Raw genomic sequence first — 21,917 nt, 5'->3', positions numbered from 1 at the left:
TAAAGAACAGTAGTCGTTTATACGGCTACTGTTCTTTTTTTTTGAAAAAAAGAAATTTTTAGTGACATAAAACTAATACCATTAGTATAATAAAACTAATGGTATTAGTTTTCGTGAAAAGGGAGATGGGACTATGAGGGTGATACATGAAAAAACGTTATATCAATTGTCATTTTTGCCAAGAGCGTTTCCTGTAAATTGTTACTTTGTAGAGGAAGATGATGGTTTAACTTTAATTGACGCGGCTTTGCCATATAGCGCAAAAGGTATTTTACAGGCGGCTGAGAAAATAGGAAAACCAATTACTAAGATTGTATTAACACATGCGCATGATGATCACATCGGTGCATTAGATGCATTAAAGGAAGTACTTCCTCATGTTCCAGTCCATATTTCTAAGCGGGACGCAAAGCTGTTAGAAGGAGATACGACGTTACAAAAGGATGAACCGAATATACCGATAAAAGGCGGTGTACCTAAAAAAGTAAAAACGGTACCTGATGTTTTATTAGAAGATGGCGACCGAGTTGGATCGCTTCTTGCGATTATGACACCGGGACATACACCAGGATCCATGTCGTTTCTTGATATACGAAATAAAGCTCTTATTGTTGGGGATGCATTTCAAACAAGAGGAGGTATGGCTGTTTCGGGACAAATGAAATTTTGGTTTCCGTTTCCAGCGATGGCAACGTGGAGCAAAGAAATATCATTACAAAGTGCACAGAAGCTAAGTGAATATGAACCTTCCTTGCTTGCGGCAGGGCACGGAAAAATGATAAAAAATCCAGGGGCCGTCATAGAGCTTTCTATTAAGGAAGCGAAGCGGAATATAGAAAGTAAGAGAGAGGGGTAATTTATGTCACCGAGAATCGGACTTACATTACAGAAAATTGTAGAAACAGCTGCAGAAATTGCAGATACAAATGGAATACAAGAAGTAACGTTAGCTTCATTAGCGCAAAGGTTAGGGATACGTTCGCCCTCACTATATAATCATGTAAAAGGGTTACAAGATGTACGGAAACATCTTGGTATTTACGGAATACAACAGTTGCATAACAAACTGGAAGAAGCGGCCGAGGATAAACAGATGGATGAAGCAATTCATGCATTAGGAGAAGCATATGTAGCATTTGTCCGAAAACATCCTGGACTATATGAAGCAACTTTTTTACGAGATGAAGAAGTAAGAAAAGCAGGTGACGGAATTGTAAAGCTTTGTCTTCAGGTTTTACAACAGTATGGCTTAGAAGGAGAGAATGCACTTCATGCGACACGTGGATTTAGAAGTATTTGTCATGGGTTTGCGTCAATTGAACAGCAAGGTGGATTTGGTTTGCCGTTAGATTTAGATACAAGTTTACATGTATTATTGGAAACGTTTATTAAAGGATTACGTGAATAAGAAACGAGGCAAACAAAAACCTTAGAAGTGATTCTAAGGTTTTTTAGTGCATATGATTCGAAAAGAGCGGTAGGCTTTTTCTCATTACATGATATTATTTAGCAGGTTTGAAAAATGTGTATATAGCTACGGAAAGGCAAACGAAAATAAAAGCAATAGGATCTTGATATGGACTAGGCTCAGAGCCCTTCTGGATTTCTGTAAGGAAGTCATGTGTTTTCATGTTCATTGCTCCTTTAACTAATAAATTTTATATGATGCGAGGGTTATGGTGGATAGATAAGAAATTTTTGGAATTTCATCTAATAATTATTCTATAGTAATCTAATTCCAAAAACTATATAATACAAAGCTTTCGTGATATGTAAAATTGCATATTATTCTTTTTGAAAAAATTGTTATATTATCTATATATTTTTATTAAAGGTTTTTTGTTAAGGTAATGAAAACAAATGGAGGAATAGTATGAGAAAAACAGTATTAGACGCGTATAATGCAGAAAGAGAAGTAGATAACATAACATATAAAAATCTAGTTGTAACGATTGCAAGCATTCTAGGGTTCTCACTCTTAGGGGGATTATTCCTTGCTTTAGCCCTTGGAATTTTTGGAGAAGAGGTATTACGTGCTAATTTAGAGGGATATTATTTACTTCTATTTGATGCAGCTGTTGTTACTATTGTTTTATTTGCGTATAAACCAGTGCTTCATTTTATTAAGAACATATGGGATGTATCTATTTTAAAAAATGGGAAAACCTACTTGTATTTATTAATAGGTTTTATCATCATTGCATTAACTCAGTATGTAATGTTAGAGTTGTTTAGCTTTGAAAGTGCAGAGCAGCAAAGAGATCAATTAGGGAGCTTAGGACTTCAAAATAGTCTACAAAGTATTATATATGTGTTAAGTGTTGCTATAATTACACCAATTAAAGAAGAAATTTTATATAGAGGTATTTTGTATCGATTTTTTGAAAAGAAATATAGTTTTCTAGTTGGTATTATTATTTCTTCCTTTATCTTTGGGATTCTTCATGGTGGTTTTCCGGTTACGGCAATGATTATGGGGATTGTATTTGCTATGTTATATAAGAAAACACAATCTATTTTACCTAGCATCATTTTACATATTGTATGGAACCTACTTGTGAGTATAAGTATGATTGTTTCTTTATAAAATTGAATGAATATTTAGCATAAAAGATGAATGGCCTAGCTATTCATCTTTTATTTTGTTTATATGTGGGAAAAGTTGATGAATACAATCCAAAAAGAACCAAATACTAATGATGAATGAACAAAGAAAGGCGGGTATGTTATATGCAAAACTTAACAGAGCTTGAAGTAGAAAACTTACGTCATTTAATTGGTGGACATGCAACGATTATTAACAAGTTGGAGCAGTATGCACAGACGTGTACAGATCCACAACTGAAACAAATGCTACAAAAAGATGCGCAAGATGCACGAAATACGAAACAGCAATTAATGACTTTCCTAGGATAGGAGGAAGAGAAAGATGAATGAAAAAGATATGGTAAATGATTATTTAGCAGGATTAAATGCAAGTTTAACAAGCTATGCAAATTATATTGCTCAGTCTGATAATGAACAGTTACATCAAACGTTAATTCAAATTCGTAATCAAGACGAGGCGCGCCAACGTAATATGTATGAGTACGCAAAGCAAAAGAGTTATTACAAACCGGCAGCACCTGCTAATCCGATGATTGTACAGCAATTAAAAAGTCAATTAAGTGCGGAACAATAGGGAAAAGAAAACGAGCGAATCTATTCGTTCGTTTTCTTTTTGTATATGTCAATAAATACATAATAAATATTTTTCCAGTTGTAACAAATATGACGAAAATGGAATATAACAATTCACAAAAAGGACAAAAACTTTGCTCAATATTTCACAAAGTATCCATGGTTTCTATCGTGAGAACCTCTATAATTAGGAGTGTAAAGAACAAAAGAAATAGATTATATGATCACTTAGGAGAGATTGCTATGAAAAGACATACAAGAAAAATTGCAATTATCGGTACTGGATTAGTTGGATCAAGTTGTGCGTATTCTATTGTGAATCAAGGTATTTGCGAAGAGCTATTATTAATTGATATAAATCATGAACGTGCAGTTGGGGAAGCAATGGATTTATCACATTGCATTAACTTTACAAATACAAGAACAAAAGTATATGCAGGAAGCTATGAAGACTGCAAAGATATGGACATTGTTATTATTACAGCAGGGCCAGCACCAAAACCTGGACAAAGTCGCTTAGATACTTTAGGAGCGAGTGCGAAGATTATGGAAAGTGTTGTTGGTGGTGTAATGGCAAGTGGATTTGATGGTATTTTCTTACTTGCATCGAACCCAGTTGATATTATTACATATCAAGTGTGGAAATTATCTGGATTACCTAGAAATCGCGTAATCGGTACTGGTACATCACTAGATTCTTCTCGCTTAAGAACAATTTTATCTGAAATGCTACATGTAGACCCTCGTAGTATTCATGGGTATTCATTAGGAGAACATGGTGATTCTCAAATGGTTGCTTGGTCTCATGTAACTGTTGGTGGAAAGCCAATTCTGCAAATTTTAGAAGAACAAAAAGAACGATTTGGTGAAATAGATTTAGATGAAATCGTTGAGAAGACTGCAAAAGCCGGCTGGGAAATTTATAAACGTAAAGGAACTACTTATTACGGAATCGGAAATTCTCTAGCATATATTGCAAGCTCAATCTTTAATGATGATCACCGTGTCATTGCTGTATCAGCCATTTTAGATGGTGAGTACGGTGAATATGATATTTGTACAGGAGTACCCGCTATTATTACTAGAGACGGTATAAGAGAAGTTGTAGAACTCAATTTAACAGAGGATGAAGAATCTCGATTCGCAAAATCAAACGATATTTTACGTGATTATATGAAAACAATTGGTTACTAACTTATAGGAGAAGGTGAAACAAATGAAGGAATATATAATGTCTCGTGTATTTAAAGCATCTGCTGGTATCGCACAAGGTATTTTCGTATCCCTCGGAATTGGTTTACTAATCGAAAATATAGGAAGAATTGTTGATATACCATTACTTATTACAATCGGAGTTGTTGCAAAATCACTAATGGCACCAGCGATTGGTGCCGGCATTGCTTTTATGCTCGGTGCAAACGGTCTTGTAATCTTCTCGGCGATGGTAGCCGGAGCGATTGGTGCCGGATCCATTTCAATTACTGAAGCTGGTCTAATTATTAAAACAGGTGAGCCAATCGGTGCATTATTAACAGCAACTTTAGCTGTATATATTGGTAAACGTTTAAGCGGAAAAACTGCTTTAGATATGATGCTCGTTCCATTTGCGGCCATATTAGGTTCTGGTTTAGTTGGTATTTGGTTATCTCATAATATTACTCCTGTTTTAAATGCAGTTGGAGCGTTCATTAAAGATAGCTCAGCTGGTAGCCCGTTTATCGCTTCTATCGTCATTGCAGTAGTTTGGGGACTATTACTTATCTCTCCAGCTTCATCAGCTGCGTTAGCGATCGCACTTAGCTTAGACGGTGTTGCAGGTGGTGCAGCTCTTGCCGGATGCGTTGCTCAGTTTATCGGATTCTCTGTCATCTCAGCAAAAGAAAACAATTTAGGTGGCATATTAGCTCAAGCTCTTTGTACTCCGAAAGTACAGTTGCCAAATATCACTAAAAATCCAATGATTCTCGTCCCAACTGTCGTCGCCAGTGCTATAGTCGGTCCGGTATCCGCATTAATTTTCCAACTGGAAGCAGGAAAAGAAATTGCAGGTCTTGGATTAAGTTCTCTTATCGCACCAATTAATTTAATTTCCAGCGAAGGATGGGAAGTTCTCCCGGCGATGGTAATTACTTATATCGTCATTCCAGTAGCTGTTTCTTATATACTTTACATTGCTCTTAAAAAAGCAGGTCGTATTCATTCTGGTGATATGACTGTACCGCAATCTTAAATTGAACATCTCCTTAATAATAGATAAAAGCAGACTGAGAAGCCACAGTCTGCTTTTTTTTCATGTTACATTCTATGATTTTGTTTTACTGGAACTCTTATTGATTCTTTGGCCAATAAGAGTTGAACGCCGAAGTATAGTATGCTTGCGAGTGTCATTCCAGAAACGGCATCTACAAAGGCATGTTGCTTCGTAAATAGCGTTGATAAAATAATAAGTGTACCGAAGAAAGTAAGGATGTAATATTCAAAAGCATGTTGCTCTCTACGCTTAAAGGCAGCTAACATAATTACAAATGTAGTAAGAACGTGAATGCTAGGGAAACAGTTTACCGGTTGATCGATACTATAAATATAGCGAACTAGTTCAGAAAATACATCTGTTCCAACGACAGTCGGACGCGGTACAGTTGTTTGCCAAAAATAATAAATAGAAAAACAAGCAAGCTTTCCAAAAATAACACTACTTAAAGTGACATAATATTGCTTTCGGTCAGCGAAGCAGTAATAAATAAGTGCGCCGTATAAGTATGGAAACCAAAGTAAATAAGGAATAATAAATGCTTTTACAAATGGAATCCAATCATCTACTACAGTTGTAACGTCTACTGCGTGAACAGTCGATTTATTTAATACGTCGTAAAGGGGACTTACGAGTACGAGTAGAAGTATATAACTTAACGGAAGAAAAGATGAAAGTTTAAATTTCTTCATGTTGATCTCCTATGTTTAGTAATGTAAGTAAATTCAATTGATTATAATATAGAAACGTGAATTGGGCTATCGATTTTACTTACATTTTCTTGAATTAACCTTACGTTTTTGTCACTTGACTAAAAAGAAGGGTGAGGGTGCTAAATGAAGCGTTTATCATATTTTTTAGTTTTTATATTGTTATGCCTAGTAGGTGCTGGGTGTGCAAAGAATAACGAAGGAGAAAAATTAGAATATAACGGAAGAGCACTCGTAATTGGAGTTGTTGGAGAAAAGCCGAAAGATACGTTTAGGAATGTAAAGTTTGAAAGTATAAAGTTAGAAGAAATGCAGGAGAAATCAGCAAAAGTTGATGGTTTTTTCGTTATGAAAGAATACTTTAAAGAGGCATCAAAGGAGCAGTATACGGACTTATTTTTATCGTTAAAGAAGCCGGTATTTTTTATTGGTTTGCAAGATAGACCGTATTTAATTTTTACTAACAAGGATTTAGATTATGATAATACCCCGAAGGATAAAACGATGACGTATACGCAAGGGTTTGTAAATATGGGGAACCCTGAAGGTCAATATTGGGGTATGGGATTATATAATGATACTGTTTCCGATCGAAATATTCATAATATGTATATAGTCGTATTTCAAACCATTTCGGATTACTTAAGTCGATGATGAAGGAGCCTGTAAAAAAGGCTTCTTATTTTTTATACAGAAGCAAATATAACAATATGATTGATAAGCTCACGAAAGCTGTACAACGTATGCGAGATGCATTCGCGGCTGTAATGAGGCTGATTTATAATTTTATATCAGCAATTGCAGATTTGATTATAAAATTTAATGAAGTGCATCAAGTATTAGCTCGTTTTATCAAGGGATGATAATGTTAGTTCTACATCACTCTCCCTTACGATTGGTATTGGTTTGTGAGCGAGTATAAAAGCAGCTTTAGCTTTATTATGATAGGTAGAGACAGGAACGAGGATTCTCCTTTATTTCGCATGCGGGAATCGGTTATATAGTGGTTCAAATGATTCCGTTGTTTATAAAATTGCTAAAGATATGTAGATTGCTTTTTTATGTGCTGGAATTCCCTAACTATCATGGAATACAATCATTAAAAATTCTAAATAATATAATTTTTATCTTGATTTTTTTGGGAAAAACAGTAATTATATGAATGTGTAATTCTAATGTTAAATCAGAAGCCATAGAAATAAGGGGGGTATAAATGGGAGAGATCAAGGTTACTCCAGAAGAATTAAGAAATAGGGCAAAAAATTTTAAATACGCCAGTGCTGAAGCAACTGATCGTCATAATAGGATTCTTTCAGAATTGTTGAATCTTCAAATGAGATGGATAGGAGCTTCAAGTTTATCTTTTTATAATGATTTGCCTACTTTAACCAAAGCTTATGAATCTTTTAATAGTCATTTAAAAAATATTGAAGAAGAATTAGTGCGTATTGCCCTTAAATTTGAAACAACAGATAATAATGGAGTTAATATGACTAGTGGTGCTACCGGATTAAGTGGTACAGGGTTAAGTGCTGCCGGGTTAAGTGCTGCTGGATTAGGTGCTGGATTAGGAATTAATAATAAAGTTAATTTACAATCAATAACTGATTTGTTAAGTACCAAGTCTAAAGAAGGCTATTTATATAATGAAAGAAGTGGCCCGTTATATGCTAAAGCTATAGGTGGTGAATTGAAAGCTGGAGCAATTATTGGAGGCAGTGCCTCATATAACACTGTAAAAGTAGGTATTGAAGGTTCAGTAAATATTGATGGAAGAGATTTAAAAGGAGAAGCAAGTTTAAGCATGGCAAACGCGGAAGTTGCTGCTAAAATAGATAAAAATGGATTTGAACTTGGGGCGGAGGCCTCTTTAGCAAAATATGAAGCGGGTATAGATATACCTATACCATTTACAGATCATGATTTACATCTTGGTGGTTCAGCCTCACTTGGACAAGCCGGTGGTTCACTAAAGGTAAGTTCAAGTGGATTTAAAGTGAATTTCCCTTGGGGGCCTGGAGCTAGTCCTGTGGGTACAGGTGTTGAAGTAGAGATAAAGTAAAAAGGAGTATCTTGTATGACTTTAGAAAGTTTGAAGAAATTTTTAACAATTCTTTTTGTTATTTGTTTTTTGGGTACTATTATTTTTACAATGTTTGATGCTACATATAATTTAAAAGAAAAAATAATTTTTTCATTGATATATTTAATTACAGTTCCTATTAGTTTTTTAATTTTATATAAAATAGGTAAATTTTTCATTAAGTAAAGAGGTGAATTAAAATGGAGAAGATAGAGAAAGATACATTACTTCCGATTGGTTCAGTTGTGAAATTTAAAACATGGGAACAACCATTGATGATATATGGTAGAAAACAAGAAGATTCAAAAACTAAGAAAACTTGGGATTATGTAGCTTGTTATTATCCTATCGGAAATATTTCCACCGAATATAATATGTTTTTTAATCATGAACATATATCAGAAGTTATTTTTACTGGATATGTAAATGAAGATGAAATGAAGTTGCGTGAAGATTTGAAATAGCATTATTGATTTTAAAACTATAATAATTATAATATATTCACTAGGGTATATTATAGTTATTATAGTTTTTTGAATGTAAATAGGGGGATATTTATTGTGAGGATAAGGGGGAATGATGTTGAAAACTATTAAAAATATATTATTATTTGTTCTATGTTTGGTGGTTCTTAGTGGTTGTTTTACAAGAGAGGGAACGATTGTTGGTGGTAAGGTTCATGGAGGTTCAAATAGTATAGATGGAAAGTATAAAAGTTTCACAGGTTTTGCAACTCAAGATATGGATGTAAAAAAAGGTGAAAGCTGGACATTTACCTTTGATGATAAAACTAAGCAAGGAACCATAAAGGCTTATGTTTTGGATTCAAAGGATAATACAATACTGGAAGTTAATAGTGGAAACAGTAAAAATAATATTAAAGTGTCTAAAGATGATACATATAAAGTTAAAATTATAACAGAAGAACATGGTGGAGAATTTGAAATATCATGGAAAAAAGAAAAGTAGTTAAGTTAATGAGTATTGGGCTATTATTATGTTCTTAGGATTCGAATACCTTCCAAAGAGATGGGGAAAAAGGAAAGTTTCAGAAAAGTTTCTGCAAGCAAAATTTGCTGATGAAGGAAAAGGGATTTTGATTATTACTTATGCAATAGATTTATATGTAATATCTATTCCTTTAAAAGTAAAGAAATATAATTCACTTTAATTTGTATTGAATATAGAAGTGATTATGCTATGAAAGTCATGTTTATTCATGGCTTTTCTTTGTAGTAATTTCTTAATCATCATGGAATTCTCTCACTATTACGGCCAAAATCGTTAGTTCCTTTTATCTGTACGCCTTTGTCATGTGAATTGTTTCCAGGTTTTGTGACTATAGGAAGAAACCGATGCAGCTCAAAGGTTAACAAAGAAAAATGGAGAATTAATCAAACGTTTGTTTAAGCTGTATGTTCGGTAGAAAGAAACTCATGTAGTTCAAAGGTCAACAAAGAAAAATGAAGAATTAATCAAACGCTTGTTTAAGATATATGTTTGGTGCAGAATTTAAAAAATTTTATATATTTATTTTTTTCTTAACAAATGGCGGAAAAATAAGAAAAATTCGCAGGATTATTAAAAATTATCACGAAATAAGTAAAAGTTTAGCGAATAATGGTTTGAAATAATAAAACGTTTTCTATATGATAAAGGTAAAGGTTAGTAAAAAAGTAGGTGAATTTATGACAGTAACATTTTATTCATATCCAAAGTGTGGCACATGTCAAAAGGCAAAGAAATGGTTTGAGGCAAACGATGTAGCATATGAGATGATTCATATTGTTGAAAATCCACCATCAAAAGAAGATTTACGTAATTTACATGAAAAAAGTGAATTACCATTAAAAAAATTCTTTAATACAAGTGGAATGCGTTACCGTGAACTTGGTCTGAAAGATAAGTTGAAAGATGCAAGCGAAGACGAAATGTATGAGCTTTTAGCATCTGATGGCATGTTGATCAAACGTCCAATTGTAACAGATGGAACGAATGTAACACTTGGTTTTAACGAAGAGCAGTTTGAAAGTGTGTGGAAAAAGTACCAATAAGGTATTTTTACATAATTAATACATTCACTGGAGGTACAGTCATGAGCATTCCAAATAATTTACGTTACTCTGAAGAACACGAATGGGTAAAAACTGAAGGTAATGAAGTTGTTATCGGTATCACTCACTTTGCACAAGGTGAGCTAGGTGATATCGTATTCGTTGAACTTCCTGAAGTAGGTGCAACAATCGAAGCTGACGAGCCATTCGGAAGCGTAGAATCTGTTAAAACAGTTTCTGAGTTATACGCACCTGTAAGCGGTAAAGTTGTAGCAGTAAACGAAGAATTAAGTGACCAACCAGAACTTGTTAACGAATCTCCATACGAGGGTGCATGGATGGTTAAAGTTGAACTTTCTGATGCAAGCCAAGTTGAGAAGTTATTAACTGCAGAAAAATATGCAGAAATGACAAACCAAGACTAATTATAGTCGACTAAAGGACAGCCTTTGTGCTGTCCTTTTTTATTTTGTGTAAAATAATGAATGTAGAATCATATACTAATTATCGTGTAGGAGAACGTTTTTTGAAAAAACTTTTTCGTTTAATCTTTATGCAGGTCTAGCCGTTTTTGTTTTTCGTTGTCTAGCTCCAGCGACTAGATTGTTCGGTGGCTTCGCTTCTTCCTACAAGGCAAAAAGCGCCTCTACGTCAGAAGCTCCATCCCCCTCACAATCTAAATGAGCCGCTTGCGCTTTTCATTGTCTAGCTCCAACTCCTAGCCCTTCATGTCTAAGAACCTTCCGCACGAGAAGACAAAAAGCGTCTTCTGTACGGAAGAACCTTAGCCAACAGGGCTAAACAGTCGGTTTCGCTTTTCTTTTGCAAAAATAAACAGGAAACAACATGAAAATAACGAATATACTATATACTAAGTTCAAGGTTGTATAGTATATGGTGATCGGGTGATGACATATGATTTATGTGGAAAAAGTCATTATTGTAGAAGGTACATCAGATAGAAGAAAGATTGAATCTATTATTCGTGAACCAGTGGAAATTGTTTGTACAAATGGTACAATTGGTTTGTCGAAAATGGATGAGCTCGTTGATCAGTTTTTTGATAAGGAAGTGTATGTGCTAGTGGATGCTGATGATGCTGGAGAAAAGTTAAGGAAACAATTTCGAAAAGAATTTCCGCAAGCCGAGCATATCTATATTGATCGCTCGTACCGAGAAGTGGCAACTGCGCCATCTACACACTTAGCAAATGTATTATGGGGAGCCGACATTGACGTTTATACAGAATATTTACGGTAAGGAATGATAGAAGTGATCGATTGGACAGGAGCCGAAGCTACAGCCCTAATAGAGAATGAAGAAAAAACAGTGTTATATGTATATACTCCAATGTGTGGAACATGCCAATTAGCAAAAAAGATGTTAACAGTCGTTGAGATGACAATTGAAGGCCTCAAAATTGGGATGTTAGATTTAAATTATGCTCCGCATTTAGCGAAAGAGTATGGGATTGAAAGTGTACCTTGTTTACTTGTTTTTGAAAATGGGACACTGATGAAGAAGATATATGCATTTCATTCGGTTGAATATTTATATACGGAATTAAAGTAGGCGGCAAAATTTTTGCCGCCTCGACATATTTCTTGGGAAATATGTCGAGATGCAGGATGGATACAGTATTTGTCGAGCGAAAATAACAGGATTGCTCTTTAGTGAGAGGGAATGGTATGTAATAGAAAGTGATATGAAGGATGTGATTTAGGGTGAGATTATATTCTTTGCTTCAATCATTTGTAAATTACGCTAATGGTCAATATCATTTAGAGCCACTTTTAAGACAAGAAGAAAAAACTGTTAATTTCCGCTTTAGAGATGAAAGTTGTTCGTTACAAATTTCAAGAGATTATATAGAGCTGGTACATGAGGAAAGAGGAACGGAACAAATCATTTGCTTAGACGAAAAGGATATAGAACAATTGGTGAATGGAAATGTACGATTGCAAATGTTAATGAATGATGGACGTGTACAATATTCAGGAACGTACCGAACGATGTTATTAGTGGAATCGATGTTTCATATATGTAAACCGATGTCAGTAGGTGCTTAAAATTCTGAAGTTTCATTTTTTACGAAAATTTCTGTTGACATGGTGAGTGTATATTGATACAATTCAAGTCATAAAATATAGACAATTTCATAAATTTCAAATCAGACGAAAATTGAATCTGATTTCTCTTATCAAGAGAGGTGGAGGGACTGTGCCCTGTGAAGCCCGGCAACCGTCAACTTATGTTGAAATGGTGCCAATTCCTGCAAAGCGAATGCTTTGAGAGATGAGAGAGAGGGATAATGTTGTTATATACGCATATAAACCTTTCTGCTTCTCTAAAGCAGAAAGGTTTTTTTATTGTTTGAATGTGGAGGACATTCAAATAATAAAAGTAATGATAACAGTGGACTACACGCATTAAAAATAAAAAATTGCGGAGTCGACCTAAACAAAAAAGGGGTGAACATCATGATTCTATTAGAGAATGTAAGGAAAATATATAAGGCGAAAAGCGGTGATGTCACTGCTGTAGATAACGCCAATTTAAAAATAGAAAAAGGCGAAATATTTGGTGTTATCGGATATAGCGGCGCTGGGAAAAGTTCTTTAATCAGATTGTTTAATCAGTTAGAGAAACCGACTTCTGGCCAAATTACAATTGCGAATCGTGTTATATCAGCAATTACAGGAAGTGAACTTCGTAAGGCAAGGCAAGAAATCGGAATGATTTTTCAGCACTTCAACTTACTTTGGTCACGAACTGTACGTGAAAATATAGAGTTTCCACTTGAAATTGCAGGTGTTGATAAAACGAAGAGAAGAAAACGTGTTGATGAATTAATTCATCTTGTTGGATTAGAAGGAAGAGGAGACGCGTACCCATCTCAGCTGAGCGGGGGACAAAAACAACGCGTTGGGATTGCAAGAGCATTAGCTAACAACCCACAAGTACTTTTATGTGATGAGGCAACGTCAGCTCTTGATCCAGAAACGACAGATCAAATTTTGGATTTACTATTAGACATTAATAAGCGCCTTGGTTTAACAATTGTACTCATTACACATGAGATGCACGTAATTCGAAAGATTTGTAATCGAGTGGCGGTAATGGAGAGAGGAAAGATTGTAGAAACGGGTCCAGTACTTGATGTATTCCGTAATCCGAAGCAAGATATTACGAAACGATTTGTACAGCAGTTAACAGATTCTGAAGATACAAATGAAACGATTGAAAGTTTAATTGAAAAATATCCAGATGGAAAAGTGATTCGTTTGCAGTTTATCGGTGAGGCTGTAGAAAGACCAGTGCTTCAACGATTGATGCAACGCAGTGATATAGAAGTTAGCATTTTGCAAGGAAATATCGCACAAACGAATAACGGTTCTTACGGTAGTTTAGTTGTTCATTTAAATGGTGAGGAAACAGCGATCCAGCAAGCAATAGAAGGAATTCATCAAGATCAAGTAGAGCTGGAGGTGATTGCACATGGATAAGTTACTCGCAAATGTTGATTGGAATCAAATGTTAGAAGCAACTGGTGAAACGTTATATATGACGGCAATCGCAGCTCTTGCGACATTTGTTTTAGGACTAATTTTAGGATTGTTACTCTTCATGACAGCGAAAGATAATTTATGGGAAAACAAATCAATTAATACGGTGATTGGAGCATTCGTAAACATATTCCGTTCTATACCGTTCATCATTTTAATTATTTTATTAATCCCATTCACAAAGATTCTTCTTGGAACAATTCTTGGAGCAAGTGCAGCGCTGCCAGCTTTAATTATTGGAGCGGCACCATTCTACGCGAGAATGGTTGAAATCGCACTTCGCGAAATTGATAAAGGTGTAATTGAAGCTTCAAAAGCAATGGGAGCAAAAACAAGCACAATTATTTTAAAAGTATTGATTCCAGAATCGTTACCAGCATTAGTATCTGGTATTACAGTTACGACAATTGCTTTAGTAGGCTATACAGCAATGGCGGGAGTTGTTGGTGCTGGTGGTCTTGGAACACTTGCTTACTTAGAAGGATTCCAGAGAGGGAATAACGATGTAACAATCGTTGCGACAATTTGTGTATTACTAGTTGTATTTTTAATTCAGTGGATTGGTGATAGTTTAACGACTCGAATAGATAAACGATAATAAAAAACGGGAGGATGTTTCAAATGAAAAAATTATTACTTACGGCACTTATTTCAACTTCAATTTTTGGTTTAGCTGCTTGTGGCGGGAAAGATAAAGATGAAAAGAAACTTGTTGTTGGTGCTTCTAACGTACCGCACGCTGAAATTTTAGAAAAGGCAAAACCGTTACTTGAGAAAAAAGGAATTGAGTTAGAAATTAAAAAATTCCAAGACTACGTATTACCAAATAAATCGTTAGCGGATAAGGATTTAGATGCAAACTACTTCCAACACATTCCGTATTTAGAAAAAGAAATTAAAGATAAAAAATATGACTTTGAAGTAGCAGGAAAAATTCATTTAGAGCCAATTGGTGTATATTCTCAAAAATATAAGAGCTTAAAAGAACTTCCGGACGGTGCAACAATCATTATGAGTAATTCAGTTGCTGATCATGGACGTGGTTTAGCGATTTTACAAAAAGAAGGCATTTTAAAGATTAAAGACGGAATAGATCCAGTTAAAGCAACTCCAAAAGATATTGCAGATAATCCGAAAAATCTAAAATTCAAAACGGATATCGAGCCTGGTTTATTGCCACAAGTGTATAACAATAAAGAAGGCGATGCTGTTTTAATTAACTCTAACTATGCAATTGATGCAAAGTTAAATCCGGAAAAAGATGCCATTGCAATTGAAGGAAATGATTCACCGTACGCAAACATAGTAGCTGTTCGTAAAGGCGATAAAGATAAGAAAGAGATTAAAGCTCTTGTAGAAGTATTACATTCTAAAGAAATTGAAGACTTCATTAATAAAGAATATAAAGGGGCAGTTGTTCCTGTAAAAGAATAATTGCTGAAAAGGGCTGGTCTGATGCCAGCTCTTTTTCATAACTACATAACTATTGGGGAGAAGGGGACATCATATGAAAAAGATTCTATTGTCAGTTGTTACAGCGCTGTCTGTATTTACATTAGCTGCTTGCGGAGGGAAAGATGAGAATAAGCTTGTTGTTGGAGCTTCTAACGTGCCACACGCTGTTATTTTAGAAAAGGCACAGCCGATATTAGAGAAAAAGGGTATTAAATTAGAAATTAAAAAATTCCAAGATTATGTGTTGCCGAATAAAGCGTTAGCGGATAAGGAAATTGATGCGAACTACTTCCAACACATTCCTTACTTAGATAAAGAAATCCAAGAAAAAGGATATAAAATTGTAAACGCAGGAAAAATCCATTTAGAGCCAATGGGCATTTATTCTAAGAAATATAAAAGCTTAAAAGACTTACCAGATGGCGGGACAGTGATTATGAGTAATAACGTAGCGGAGCGTGGCCGTATGTTAGCATTGTTACAAAAAGGCGGCGTGATTAAGCTTAAAGATGGTGTAGATGTGGTTAAGGCGACAGTAAAAGATGTAGTCGAAAATCCGAAAAACTTAAAATTTAAAACAGATGTTGAACCCGGACTTTCACCGAAGTTGTATGAAAATAATGAGGGAGATGCTTTATTCATTAATTCGAACTATGCAATTGATGCAAAATTAAATCCAACGAAGGATGCAATTGCGATTGAAGGAGCAGACTCTCCGTATGCAAACATCATTGCAGTTCGTAAAGGTGATGAGAAGAAAAAAGAAATTAAAGAGCTAGTAGAAGTGTTACATTCAAAAGAAATTCAAGATTTTATTAATAAAGAATATAAAGGTGCTGTACTTCCGGTAAGTGAATAAATATAAGGAAAGGACTGGGAAATTACCAGTCCTTTTTTCTTTATATAAATAAGAAGAAAGGTGTATCATAGAAAGATGTAAAGGAAATACTTATATACATTTGTGAAAAAACGGTTACTTTTTTTCGTCGTTTGCGATATCATTTTATTTGATATAAAATTAGAATGAGAATAAAATGAGAATATGAACGTTTTAGGAATTTTTAAAATGTATATATAGGATTAATGGAGGTATTGAGATGGCTGGTTCTACATTAACGGTTAAAGACTTACACGTATCAATTGACGGCAAAGAAATTTTAAAGGGTGTAAACCTTGAAGTAAAAGGTGGAGAAATCCACGCAATTATGGGACCTAACGGAACAGGTAAATCAACTTTATCTTCTGCAATTATGGGTCACCCAAAGTATGAAGTAACAGAAGGTAGCATCATCATTGACGGTGAAGATGTATTAGAAATGGAAGTAGACGAGCGCGCACAAGCGGGTCTATTCCTAGCAATGCAATATCCAAGTGAAATTAGCGGAGTAACAAACGCTGACTTCTTACGTTCTGCAATTAATGCACGTCGTGAAGAAGGCGATGAAATTTCTCTTATGAAATTTATCCGTACATTAGATAAAAACATGGAATTCCTAGAAATGGATCCAGAAATGGCACAACGTTACTTAAACGAAGGTTTCTCTGGTGGAGAGAAAAAGCGTAACGAAATTCTTCAATTAATGATGATTGAGCCAAAAATCGCAATCTTAGATGAAATCGACTCAGGTCTTGATATCGATGCATTAAAAGTTGTATCTAAAGGTATTAACCAAATGCGCGGCGAAGAGTTCGGTTGCCTAATGATTACGCATTACCAACGCTTATTAAACTACATCACTCCAGACTTCGTTCACGTTATGATGAACGGTCGTATCGTTAAATCTGGTGGCCCTGAGCTTGCACAACGTCTAGAAGCTGAAGGTTACGACTGGATTAAAAAAGAATTAGGTATTGAAGACGAAACAACAGAGCAAGAAGCGTAAGAGAGGAGCATAAACATGACAATCGGTACATTACCTTTCGATCAAGAAACAATCCGTCAACGCGCAAGCGAAGTAAACGAAGCTGCTTGGTTGACTGAGTTCCGCTTACAAGCTCTTGCAAAAGCAACAGAACTTCCAATGCCAACGCCTGATAAAACGAAAATTGAAAAATGGGACTTTATCGGAAAAGGCGACGCTGCTAAGCAAGAGCCTGTAAGTTCTTTAACAGAGCTTCCAGAAGCAGTGAAAAACTTAATCGATGAAAATAACAGCGTATTAGTGCAACGTACTGGTACAACTGCGTTCGTTTCTTTAGCAGACGAAGCAAAAGACAAAGGTGTTATTTTCACAGATATCGTAACAGCTGCAACAGAGCATGCTGAACTACTACAAAAGTATTTAATGAAAGACGGCGTGAAAGTAGACGAGCATCGTCTAACTGCACTTCATGCTGCATTAATCAACGGCGGTGCATTCGTATATGTTCCGAAAAACGTTGTTCTTGAAACTCCACTTCAAGCTGTATTCTTAGTAGACGGCGAAGAAGCTAACGTATATAACCATGTATTATTCGTAGCTGATGCGAACAGTACTGCAACTTATGTAGAAAACTATGTTGCAAATGAAAATGCTAAAGGTATTGCAAATATCGTAGCAGAAGTAATTGTGGAACAAGGCGCACAAGTGAAATTCGGTGCGGTTGATCTATTAGCAAAAGACGTAACAACTTACGTTAACCGCCGCGGTGTTGTTGGACGCGACGGCCGCATTGATTGGGCTCTAGGCCTTATGAATGATGGAAACACAATTTCAGAGAACGTTACGAACTTAATGGGCGACGGTTCATATGCTGATACGAAAACAGTAACAATTGGCCGTGGTAACCAAACACAAAACTTTACAACTAAAGTTGTTCACTTCGGTAAACACTCTGAAGGTTGGATTTTAAAACACGGTGTACAAAAAGATAGTGCAACATCTATCTTTAATGGAATTGGTAAGATTGAACACGGTGCATCTAAATCAAATGCACAACAATCTTCTCGCGTTCTTATGCTAGACGAAAAAGCTCGCGGTGATGCGAACCCAATTCTTTTAATTGATGAAGATGATGTTATGGCAGGTCACGCAGCTTCAGTAGGCCGCGTAGATCCGTACCAATTATACTACTTGATGAGCCGTGGTATTCCAAAACGCGAAGCAGAACGTTTAGTCATCCATGGATTCTTAGCACCTGTAGTTAATGAGCTTCCAATTGAAGGAGTAAAAGCACAGCTTGTTGAGGTAATTGAAAGGAAAGTTCGCTAATGAATATTCATGAAATACGCAAACAGTTTCCAATTCTTGATCAAAAAGTGAACGGCAAACAACTTGTTTATTTCGATAGTGCAGCAACTTCTCAAAAACCAATTCAAGTCATTGAAACGTTAGAACGTTACTATAAAGAATATAATTCTAACGTGCATCGCGGTGTTCATACGCTCGGTACGAAAGCTACCGACGCGTATGAAGGTGCACGTGAGAAAGTTCGCAAGTTTATTAACGCGAAATCAATGGAAGAGATTATTTTCACGCGCGGAACGACAACTGCATTAAATACAGTAGCAGCTAGCTATGGTCTTGAAAATGTAAAAGAGGGCGATGAAATCGTTATTTCTTACATGGAGCACCATAGTAACATCATTCCGTGGCAACAAGTTGCGAAGAAAACTGGTGCAACTTTGAAATACCTTCCGCTTCAACCAGACGGTACAATTTCTTTAGAAGATGTTCGTCAAACTGTTACACCGAATACAAAAATCGTTTCTATTATGCAAGTATCAAACGTACTTGGAACGATTAACCCTGTAAAAGAAATCGGAGCAATCGCACACGAAAACGGAGCAATTATGGTCGTTGATGGTGCACAAAGTACACCTCACATGAAAGTGGATGTACAAGATTTAAACTGTGATTTCTACGCATTATCTGCTCATAAGATGTGCGGACCTACAGGTATCGGCGTATTATATGGTAAGAAAGAATTGCTAAACAATATGGAGCCAATTGAATTTGGTGGTGAAATGATTGATTTCGTAGATTTACAAGAATCTACTTGGAAAGAGCTTCCGTGGAAGTTTGAAGCAGGTACACCGATTATCGGTAATGCAATCGGACTTGGTGCGGCAATTGATTTCCTAGAAGAAATCGGTCTTGATAATATTGAAAAGCATGAGCATGAATTAGCGCAATACGCTTTAGAAAGACTATCAGAAGTAGATGGCGTTACAATTTATGGTCCAAAGCATCGCGCTGGTCTTGTTACATTTAATATTGAAGACGTACATCCTCACGATGTAGCGACTGTATTAGATGTAGAAGGCATTGCAGTTCGCGCAGGACATCACTGTGCACAACCGCTTATGAAGTGGCTAAAAGCTTCTTCAACAGCACGTGCGAGCTTCTATTTATATAATACAAAAGAAGAAATTGATACATTTGTTGAATCGCTAATCAAGACAAAGGAGTATTTCACAAATGTCATTTAATAATTTAGATACGTTATATCGTCAAGTTATTATGGATCATTACAAAAATCCTCGTAACCATGGCGTGTTAGAAGATAGTGTTACCGTTAACTTGAACAATCCAACTTGCGGCGATCGTATTCAACTTACGATGAAAGTAGAAGAAGGTATTGTGCAAGAGGCGAAGTTTGAAGGCGAAGGATGTTCAATCTCAATGTCTTCAGCTTCAATGATGACACAAGCAGTAAAAGGTAAGAAAATTGAAGAAGCACTTCAGCTTTCGAAAATTTTCTCTGACATGATGCTAGGAAAAGAGTACGATGACAGCATCGATTTAGGAGATATTGAAGCATTACAAGGCGTATGCAAGTTCCCTGCACGTATTAAATGTGCAACATTAGCGTGGAAAGCGTTAGAAAAGGGCTTAAACGAAGATAAGTAATGTTAAAGGTTCCTAAAAATGAGGTTATCTAAGGAGGGACACACCAACATGGCGAAGCAACTGCCAGATATCGGCGATTACAAATATGGTTTCAAAGACAAAGACGTTTCGATTTTCCGTGCTGGACGCGGTTTAACAAAAGAGATCGTTGAAGAGATTTCACGTATGAAAGAAGAACCACAGTGGATGTTAGACTTCCGTTTAAAATCACTGGATAAGTTCTATGAAATGCCAATGCCACAATGGGGCGGCGACTTAAACGACTTAGATTTCGATGAAATTACGTACTACGTAAAACCATCTGAGAAATCTGAGAAGTCTTGGGATGAAGTACCTGATGAAATTAAAGCAACATTTGATAAATTAGGTATTCCAGAAGCTGAGCAAAAATATTTAGCTGGTGTATCTGCACAGTACGAATCTGAAGTTGTATACCACAACATGAAAGAAGACCTAGAAGCTCTAGGAATCGTCTTCAAAGATACAGATAGCGCATTAAAAGAGAACGAAGATATTTTCCGTGAGCATTTCGGAAAAGTAATTCCACCAACAGACAACAAATTCTCTGCATTAAACTCTGCAGTTTGGTCTGGTGGATCATTCATCTACGTTCCAAAAGGTATTAAAGTTGATACACCACTTCAAGCGTATTTCCGTATTAACTCTGAAAATATGGGACAATTCGAGCGTACGCTTATCATCGTAGACGAAGGCGCACACGTACACTACGTAGAAGGTTGTACAGCACCTGTTTACACTACTAACTCACTTCACAGTGCGGTAGTAGAAATCATCATTAAAAAAGATGCGTATTGCCGTTATACAACAATCCAAAACTGGGCGAACAACGTATACAACCTAGTTACAAAACGTGCGGTTTGTGAAGAAAACGCAACGATGGAATGGATTGACGGTAACATCGGTTCTAAATTAACGATGAAATACCCAGCAGTTATCTTAAAAGGCGAAGGCGCTCGTGGTTTAACATTATCAATCGCGATTGCTGGTAAAGGCCAACACCAAGATGCTGGTGCGAAAATGATTCACTTAGCACCAAACACGTCTTCAACAATCGTTTCTAAATCGATTGCGAAGCATGGTGGTAAAGTAACTTACCGTGGTATCGTACACTTCGGACCAAAAGCGAAAAACTCTCGCTCTAACATCGAGTGTGACACGTTAATCATGGATAACCAATCTACATCTGATACAATTCCTTACAACGAAATCAAAAACGATTACGTTTCACTTGAGCACGAAGCGAAAGTATCGAAAGTATCAGAAGAACAATTATTCTACCTAATGAGCCGCGGTATTTCTGAGCAAGAAGCTACAGAAATGATCGTAATGGGCTTCATCGAGCCATTCACTCGCGAACTTCCAATGGAATACGCAGTTGAAATGAACCGCCTAATCAAGTTTGAGATGGAAGGTTCTATTGGTTAATAGATAAAGTAGAAGCGCCCTGCTGTGCAGGGCGCTTTTTTGTTTTGCGGATTTGTCGTGGCTTGGGAGAGGATACCCGAGTGGGTGTTCAGCTAAATATATCAACGATTTTTCAAATATATCGATCATAAACGGGAATATATCAACGATTATTTCAATATATCAACGTTTCGACAAGGAATATCGATTTGTCGACAAGATAAGACAAAAGAAAATCCTCACATACCCCAAACATTTTATAAGAACAGAGAACGACTAGGTTTAAGACAAAGATACTGACAAATCCACTTGAACAACCACCCACTGAATTCTCTATTAAACTTTTTGACAAATCCACCCC

28 protein-coding genes and 1 riboswitch are annotated in these 21,917 nt (G+C 35.9%); of the genes, 27 read left to right on the top strand and 1 reads right to left on the bottom strand.

Annotation, left to right across the window (positions count from 1 at the left end):
- Window positions 1-133 precede the first annotated feature (133 nt).
- The 7 genes from AC3EMB_RS24760 (at window position 134) to AC3EMB_RS24730 (ending at window position 5,410) form a co-directional block, all read left to right on the top strand.
- A complete protein-coding gene (locus AC3EMB_RS24760) occupies window positions 134-856 on the top strand; it encodes an MBL fold metallo-hydrolase (protein ID WP_098976067.1) in 723 nt (240 codons plus the stop codon).
- A 3-nt stretch (window positions 857-859) separates the two neighbouring features.
- Window positions 860-1,408, top strand: a complete 549-nt coding sequence (locus AC3EMB_RS24755; protein WP_029443535.1) for a TetR/AcrR family transcriptional regulator — start codon at window positions 860-862, stop codon at window positions 1,406-1,408.
- A 465-nt stretch (window positions 1,409-1,873) separates the two neighbouring features.
- Window positions 1,874-2,587, top strand: coding sequence for a CPBP family intramembrane glutamic endopeptidase (locus AC3EMB_RS24750; RefSeq protein ID WP_001232991.1), 714 nt, complete (start codon window positions 1,874-1,876; stop codon window positions 2,585-2,587).
- A 143-nt stretch (window positions 2,588-2,730) separates the two neighbouring features.
- A complete protein-coding gene (locus AC3EMB_RS24745; RefSeq protein WP_001180555.1) occupies window positions 2,731-2,916 on the top strand; it encodes a hypothetical protein in 186 nt (61 codons plus the stop codon).
- 13 nt (window positions 2,917-2,929) lie between these two features.
- Window positions 2,930-3,181: a spore coat protein gene (locus tag AC3EMB_RS24740; RefSeq protein WP_001002982.1), complete on the top strand. Its 252-nt coding sequence runs from the start codon at window positions 2,930-2,932 to the stop codon at window positions 3,179-3,181.
- A 242-nt stretch (window positions 3,182-3,423) separates the two neighbouring features.
- On the top strand, window positions 3,424-4,374 hold the full coding sequence (locus AC3EMB_RS24735) for an L-lactate dehydrogenase (protein WP_000820649.1): 951 nt from the start codon (window positions 3,424-3,426) through the stop codon (window positions 4,372-4,374).
- 22 nt (window positions 4,375-4,396) lie between these two features.
- Window positions 4,397-5,410 carry a PTS sugar transporter subunit IIC gene (locus tag AC3EMB_RS24730; protein ID WP_000666168.1) on the top strand — a complete coding sequence of 338 codons (1,014 nt, stop codon included), beginning with the start codon at window positions 4,397-4,399 and terminating at the stop codon, window positions 5,408-5,410.
- A 65-nt stretch (window positions 5,411-5,475) separates the two neighbouring features.
- Here AC3EMB_RS24730 and AC3EMB_RS24725 read toward each other — a convergent pair whose 3' ends face one another.
- The gene (locus AC3EMB_RS24725) at window positions 5,476-6,123 is read right to left on the bottom strand and encodes a phosphatase PAP2 family protein (protein WP_000713773.1); all 648 of its coding nucleotides are present in this window, start codon (window positions 6,121-6,123) and stop codon (window positions 5,476-5,478) included.
- Between the two features lie 144 nt (window positions 6,124-6,267).
- Between AC3EMB_RS24725 and AC3EMB_RS24720 the strand changes: the two genes are divergently transcribed.
- The 20 genes from AC3EMB_RS24720 (at window position 6,268) to sufB (ending at window position 21,577) form a co-directional block, all read left to right on the top strand.
- Window positions 6,268-6,795: a hypothetical protein gene (locus AC3EMB_RS24720; protein ID WP_000826910.1), complete on the top strand. Its 528-nt coding sequence runs from the start codon at window positions 6,268-6,270 to the stop codon at window positions 6,793-6,795.
- A 56-nt stretch (window positions 6,796-6,851) separates the two neighbouring features.
- Window positions 6,852-7,004 carry a tail length tape measure protein gene (locus tag AC3EMB_RS24715; protein WP_088020178.1) on the top strand — a complete coding sequence of 51 codons (153 nt, stop codon included), beginning with the start codon at window positions 6,852-6,854 and terminating at the stop codon, window positions 7,002-7,004.
- A gap of 350 nt (window positions 7,005-7,354) precedes the next feature.
- Entirely contained in the window at window positions 7,355-8,203 is an 849-nt protein-coding gene (locus tag AC3EMB_RS24710; RefSeq protein WP_088020157.1) for a WXG100 family type VII secretion target, read from the top strand.
- Between the two features lie 15 nt (window positions 8,204-8,218).
- The gene (locus tag AC3EMB_RS24705; protein WP_106823635.1) at window positions 8,219-8,410 is read left to right on the top strand and encodes a hypothetical protein; all 192 of its coding nucleotides are present in this window, start codon (window positions 8,219-8,221) and stop codon (window positions 8,408-8,410) included.
- 14 nt (window positions 8,411-8,424) lie between these two features.
- A complete protein-coding gene (locus AC3EMB_RS24700; RefSeq protein WP_088020159.1) occupies window positions 8,425-8,688 on the top strand; it encodes a DUF4176 domain-containing protein in 264 nt (87 codons plus the stop codon).
- 115 nt (window positions 8,689-8,803) lie between these two features.
- Window positions 8,804-9,193, top strand: coding sequence for a hypothetical protein (locus tag AC3EMB_RS24695; protein ID WP_145959734.1), 390 nt, complete (start codon window positions 8,804-8,806; stop codon window positions 9,191-9,193).
- Between the two features lie 719 nt (window positions 9,194-9,912).
- Window positions 9,913-10,278 carry an arsenate reductase family protein gene (locus AC3EMB_RS24690; RefSeq protein ID WP_000218968.1) on the top strand — a complete coding sequence of 122 codons (366 nt, stop codon included), beginning with the start codon at window positions 9,913-9,915 and terminating at the stop codon, window positions 10,276-10,278.
- Window positions 10,279-10,319: 41 nt separating this feature from the next.
- Window positions 10,320-10,703 (top strand): glycine cleavage system protein GcvH, encoded by a 384-nt coding sequence (gene gcvH, locus AC3EMB_RS24685; RefSeq protein WP_000026896.1) that lies wholly within the window; start codon window positions 10,320-10,322, stop codon window positions 10,701-10,703.
- A 490-nt stretch (window positions 10,704-11,193) separates the two neighbouring features.
- Window positions 11,194-11,538 (top strand): toprim domain-containing protein, encoded by a 345-nt coding sequence (locus AC3EMB_RS24680; RefSeq protein ID WP_000640870.1) that lies wholly within the window; start codon window positions 11,194-11,196, stop codon window positions 11,536-11,538.
- A gap of 3 nt (window positions 11,539-11,541) precedes the next feature.
- Window positions 11,542-11,850, top strand: a complete 309-nt coding sequence (locus AC3EMB_RS24675) for a thioredoxin family protein (RefSeq protein ID WP_002025020.1) — start codon at window positions 11,542-11,544, stop codon at window positions 11,848-11,850.
- Window positions 11,851-12,002: 152 nt separating this feature from the next.
- Window positions 12,003-12,347 (top strand): hypothetical protein, encoded by a 345-nt coding sequence (locus AC3EMB_RS24670; RefSeq protein ID WP_001242140.1) that lies wholly within the window; start codon window positions 12,003-12,005, stop codon window positions 12,345-12,347.
- 125 nt (window positions 12,348-12,472) lie between these two features.
- Window positions 12,473-12,580, top strand: a riboswitch (SAM riboswitch).
- 178 nt (window positions 12,581-12,758) lie between these two features.
- A complete protein-coding gene (locus AC3EMB_RS24665; RefSeq protein ID WP_000601791.1) occupies window positions 12,759-13,784 on the top strand; it encodes a methionine ABC transporter ATP-binding protein in 1,026 nt (341 codons plus the stop codon).
- The gene (locus AC3EMB_RS24660; protein WP_000359401.1) at window positions 13,777-14,442 is read left to right on the top strand and encodes a methionine ABC transporter permease; all 666 of its coding nucleotides are present in this window, start codon (window positions 13,777-13,779) and stop codon (window positions 14,440-14,442) included. Before AC3EMB_RS24665 ends, AC3EMB_RS24660 begins: the two co-directional genes overlap by 8 nt.
- A gap of 23 nt (window positions 14,443-14,465) precedes the next feature.
- Entirely contained in the window at window positions 14,466-15,278 is an 813-nt protein-coding gene (gene metQ, locus AC3EMB_RS24655) for a methionine ABC transporter substrate-binding lipoprotein MetQ (protein WP_053563423.1), read from the top strand.
- A gap of 73 nt (window positions 15,279-15,351) precedes the next feature.
- Window positions 15,352-16,158 (top strand): methionine ABC transporter substrate-binding lipoprotein MetQ, encoded by an 807-nt coding sequence (gene metQ, locus AC3EMB_RS24650; RefSeq protein WP_000722397.1) that lies wholly within the window; start codon window positions 15,352-15,354, stop codon window positions 16,156-16,158.
- Between the two features lie 238 nt (window positions 16,159-16,396).
- A complete protein-coding gene (gene sufC, locus AC3EMB_RS24645) occupies window positions 16,397-17,182 on the top strand; it encodes a Fe-S cluster assembly ATPase SufC (RefSeq protein ID WP_000929163.1) in 786 nt (261 codons plus the stop codon).
- A gap of 15 nt (window positions 17,183-17,197) precedes the next feature.
- Complete coding sequence (sufD, locus tag AC3EMB_RS24640) at window positions 17,198-18,490, top strand: Fe-S cluster assembly protein SufD (RefSeq protein WP_053563424.1); 1,293 nt, start codon at window positions 17,198-17,200, stop codon at window positions 18,488-18,490.
- The gene (gene sufS / locus AC3EMB_RS24635; RefSeq protein WP_001020767.1) at window positions 18,490-19,710 is read left to right on the top strand and encodes a cysteine desulfurase SufS; all 1,221 of its coding nucleotides are present in this window, start codon (window positions 18,490-18,492) and stop codon (window positions 19,708-19,710) included. Before sufD ends, sufS begins: the two co-directional genes overlap by 1 nt.
- The gene (gene sufU, locus AC3EMB_RS24630; protein ID WP_000009523.1) at window positions 19,700-20,131 is read left to right on the top strand and encodes a Fe-S cluster assembly sulfur transfer protein SufU; all 432 of its coding nucleotides are present in this window, start codon (window positions 19,700-19,702) and stop codon (window positions 20,129-20,131) included. Before sufS ends, sufU begins: the two co-directional genes overlap by 11 nt.
- A gap of 48 nt (window positions 20,132-20,179) precedes the next feature.
- Complete coding sequence (sufB, locus tag AC3EMB_RS24625) at window positions 20,180-21,577, top strand: Fe-S cluster assembly protein SufB (RefSeq protein WP_001118824.1); 1,398 nt, start codon at window positions 20,180-20,182, stop codon at window positions 21,575-21,577.
- The last annotated feature ends 340 nt before the right edge of the window (window positions 21,578-21,917 follow it).

It is taken from the genome of Bacillus sp. LQ16, assembly GCF_057784645.1.
The sequence above is the reverse complement of the archived record's forward strand: the minus strand, read 5'-3'. Positions and strand labels throughout refer to the sequence as shown.

Coding starts and splice junctions, on each gene's coding strand:
- sufS (WP_001020767.1), top strand. CDS start 18,490: ATGAATATTCATGAAATACGCAAACAGTTTCCAATTCTTGATCAAAAA.
- AC3EMB_RS24690 (WP_000218968.1), top strand. CDS start 9,913: ATGACAGTAACATTTTATTCATATCCAAAGTGTGGCACATGTCAAAAG.
- sufB (WP_001118824.1), top strand. CDS start 20,180: ATGGCGAAGCAACTGCCAGATATCGGCGATTACAAATATGGTTTCAAA.
- AC3EMB_RS24725 (WP_000713773.1), bottom strand. CDS start 6,123: ATGAAGAAATTTAAACTTTCATCTTTTCTTCCGTTAAGTTATATACTT.
- AC3EMB_RS24750 (WP_001232991.1), top strand. CDS start 1,874: ATGAGAAAAACAGTATTAGACGCGTATAATGCAGAAAGAGAAGTAGAT.
- sufC (WP_000929163.1), top strand. CDS start 16,397: ATGGCTGGTTCTACATTAACGGTTAAAGACTTACACGTATCAATTGAC.
- AC3EMB_RS24745 (WP_001180555.1), top strand. CDS start 2,731: ATGCAAAACTTAACAGAGCTTGAAGTAGAAAACTTACGTCATTTAATT.
- AC3EMB_RS24760 (WP_098976067.1), top strand. CDS start 134: ATGAGGGTGATACATGAAAAAACGTTATATCAATTGTCATTTTTGCCA.
- gcvH (WP_000026896.1), top strand. CDS start 10,320: ATGAGCATTCCAAATAATTTACGTTACTCTGAAGAACACGAATGGGTA.
- sufU (WP_000009523.1), top strand. CDS start 19,700: ATGTCATTTAATAATTTAGATACGTTATATCGTCAAGTTATTATGGAT.
- AC3EMB_RS24715 (WP_088020178.1), top strand. CDS start 6,852: ATGATTGATAAGCTCACGAAAGCTGTACAACGTATGCGAGATGCATTC.
- metQ (WP_053563423.1), top strand. CDS start 14,466: ATGAAAAAATTATTACTTACGGCACTTATTTCAACTTCAATTTTTGGT.
- AC3EMB_RS24740 (WP_001002982.1), top strand. CDS start 2,930: ATGAATGAAAAAGATATGGTAAATGATTATTTAGCAGGATTAAATGCA.
- AC3EMB_RS24660 (WP_000359401.1), top strand. CDS start 13,777: ATGGATAAGTTACTCGCAAATGTTGATTGGAATCAAATGTTAGAAGCA.
- sufD (WP_053563424.1), top strand. CDS start 17,198: ATGACAATCGGTACATTACCTTTCGATCAAGAAACAATCCGTCAACGC.
- AC3EMB_RS24665 (WP_000601791.1), top strand. CDS start 12,759: ATGATTCTATTAGAGAATGTAAGGAAAATATATAAGGCGAAAAGCGGT.
- AC3EMB_RS24680 (WP_000640870.1), top strand. CDS start 11,194: ATGATTTATGTGGAAAAAGTCATTATTGTAGAAGGTACATCAGATAGA.
- AC3EMB_RS24710 (WP_088020157.1), top strand. CDS start 7,355: ATGGGAGAGATCAAGGTTACTCCAGAAGAATTAAGAAATAGGGCAAAA.
- AC3EMB_RS24700 (WP_088020159.1), top strand. CDS start 8,425: ATGGAGAAGATAGAGAAAGATACATTACTTCCGATTGGTTCAGTTGTG.
- AC3EMB_RS24695 (WP_145959734.1), top strand. CDS start 8,804: ATGTTGAAAACTATTAAAAATATATTATTATTTGTTCTATGTTTGGTG.
- AC3EMB_RS24730 (WP_000666168.1), top strand. CDS start 4,397: ATGAAGGAATATATAATGTCTCGTGTATTTAAAGCATCTGCTGGTATC.
- AC3EMB_RS24675 (WP_002025020.1), top strand. CDS start 11,542: ATGATAGAAGTGATCGATTGGACAGGAGCCGAAGCTACAGCCCTAATA.
- AC3EMB_RS24755 (WP_029443535.1), top strand. CDS start 860: ATGTCACCGAGAATCGGACTTACATTACAGAAAATTGTAGAAACAGCT.
- metQ (WP_000722397.1), top strand. CDS start 15,352: ATGAAAAAGATTCTATTGTCAGTTGTTACAGCGCTGTCTGTATTTACA.
- AC3EMB_RS24720 (WP_000826910.1), top strand. CDS start 6,268: ATGAAGCGTTTATCATATTTTTTAGTTTTTATATTGTTATGCCTAGTA.
- AC3EMB_RS24705 (WP_106823635.1), top strand. CDS start 8,219: ATGACTTTAGAAAGTTTGAAGAAATTTTTAACAATTCTTTTTGTTATT.
- AC3EMB_RS24735 (WP_000820649.1), top strand. CDS start 3,424: ATGAAAAGACATACAAGAAAAATTGCAATTATCGGTACTGGATTAGTT.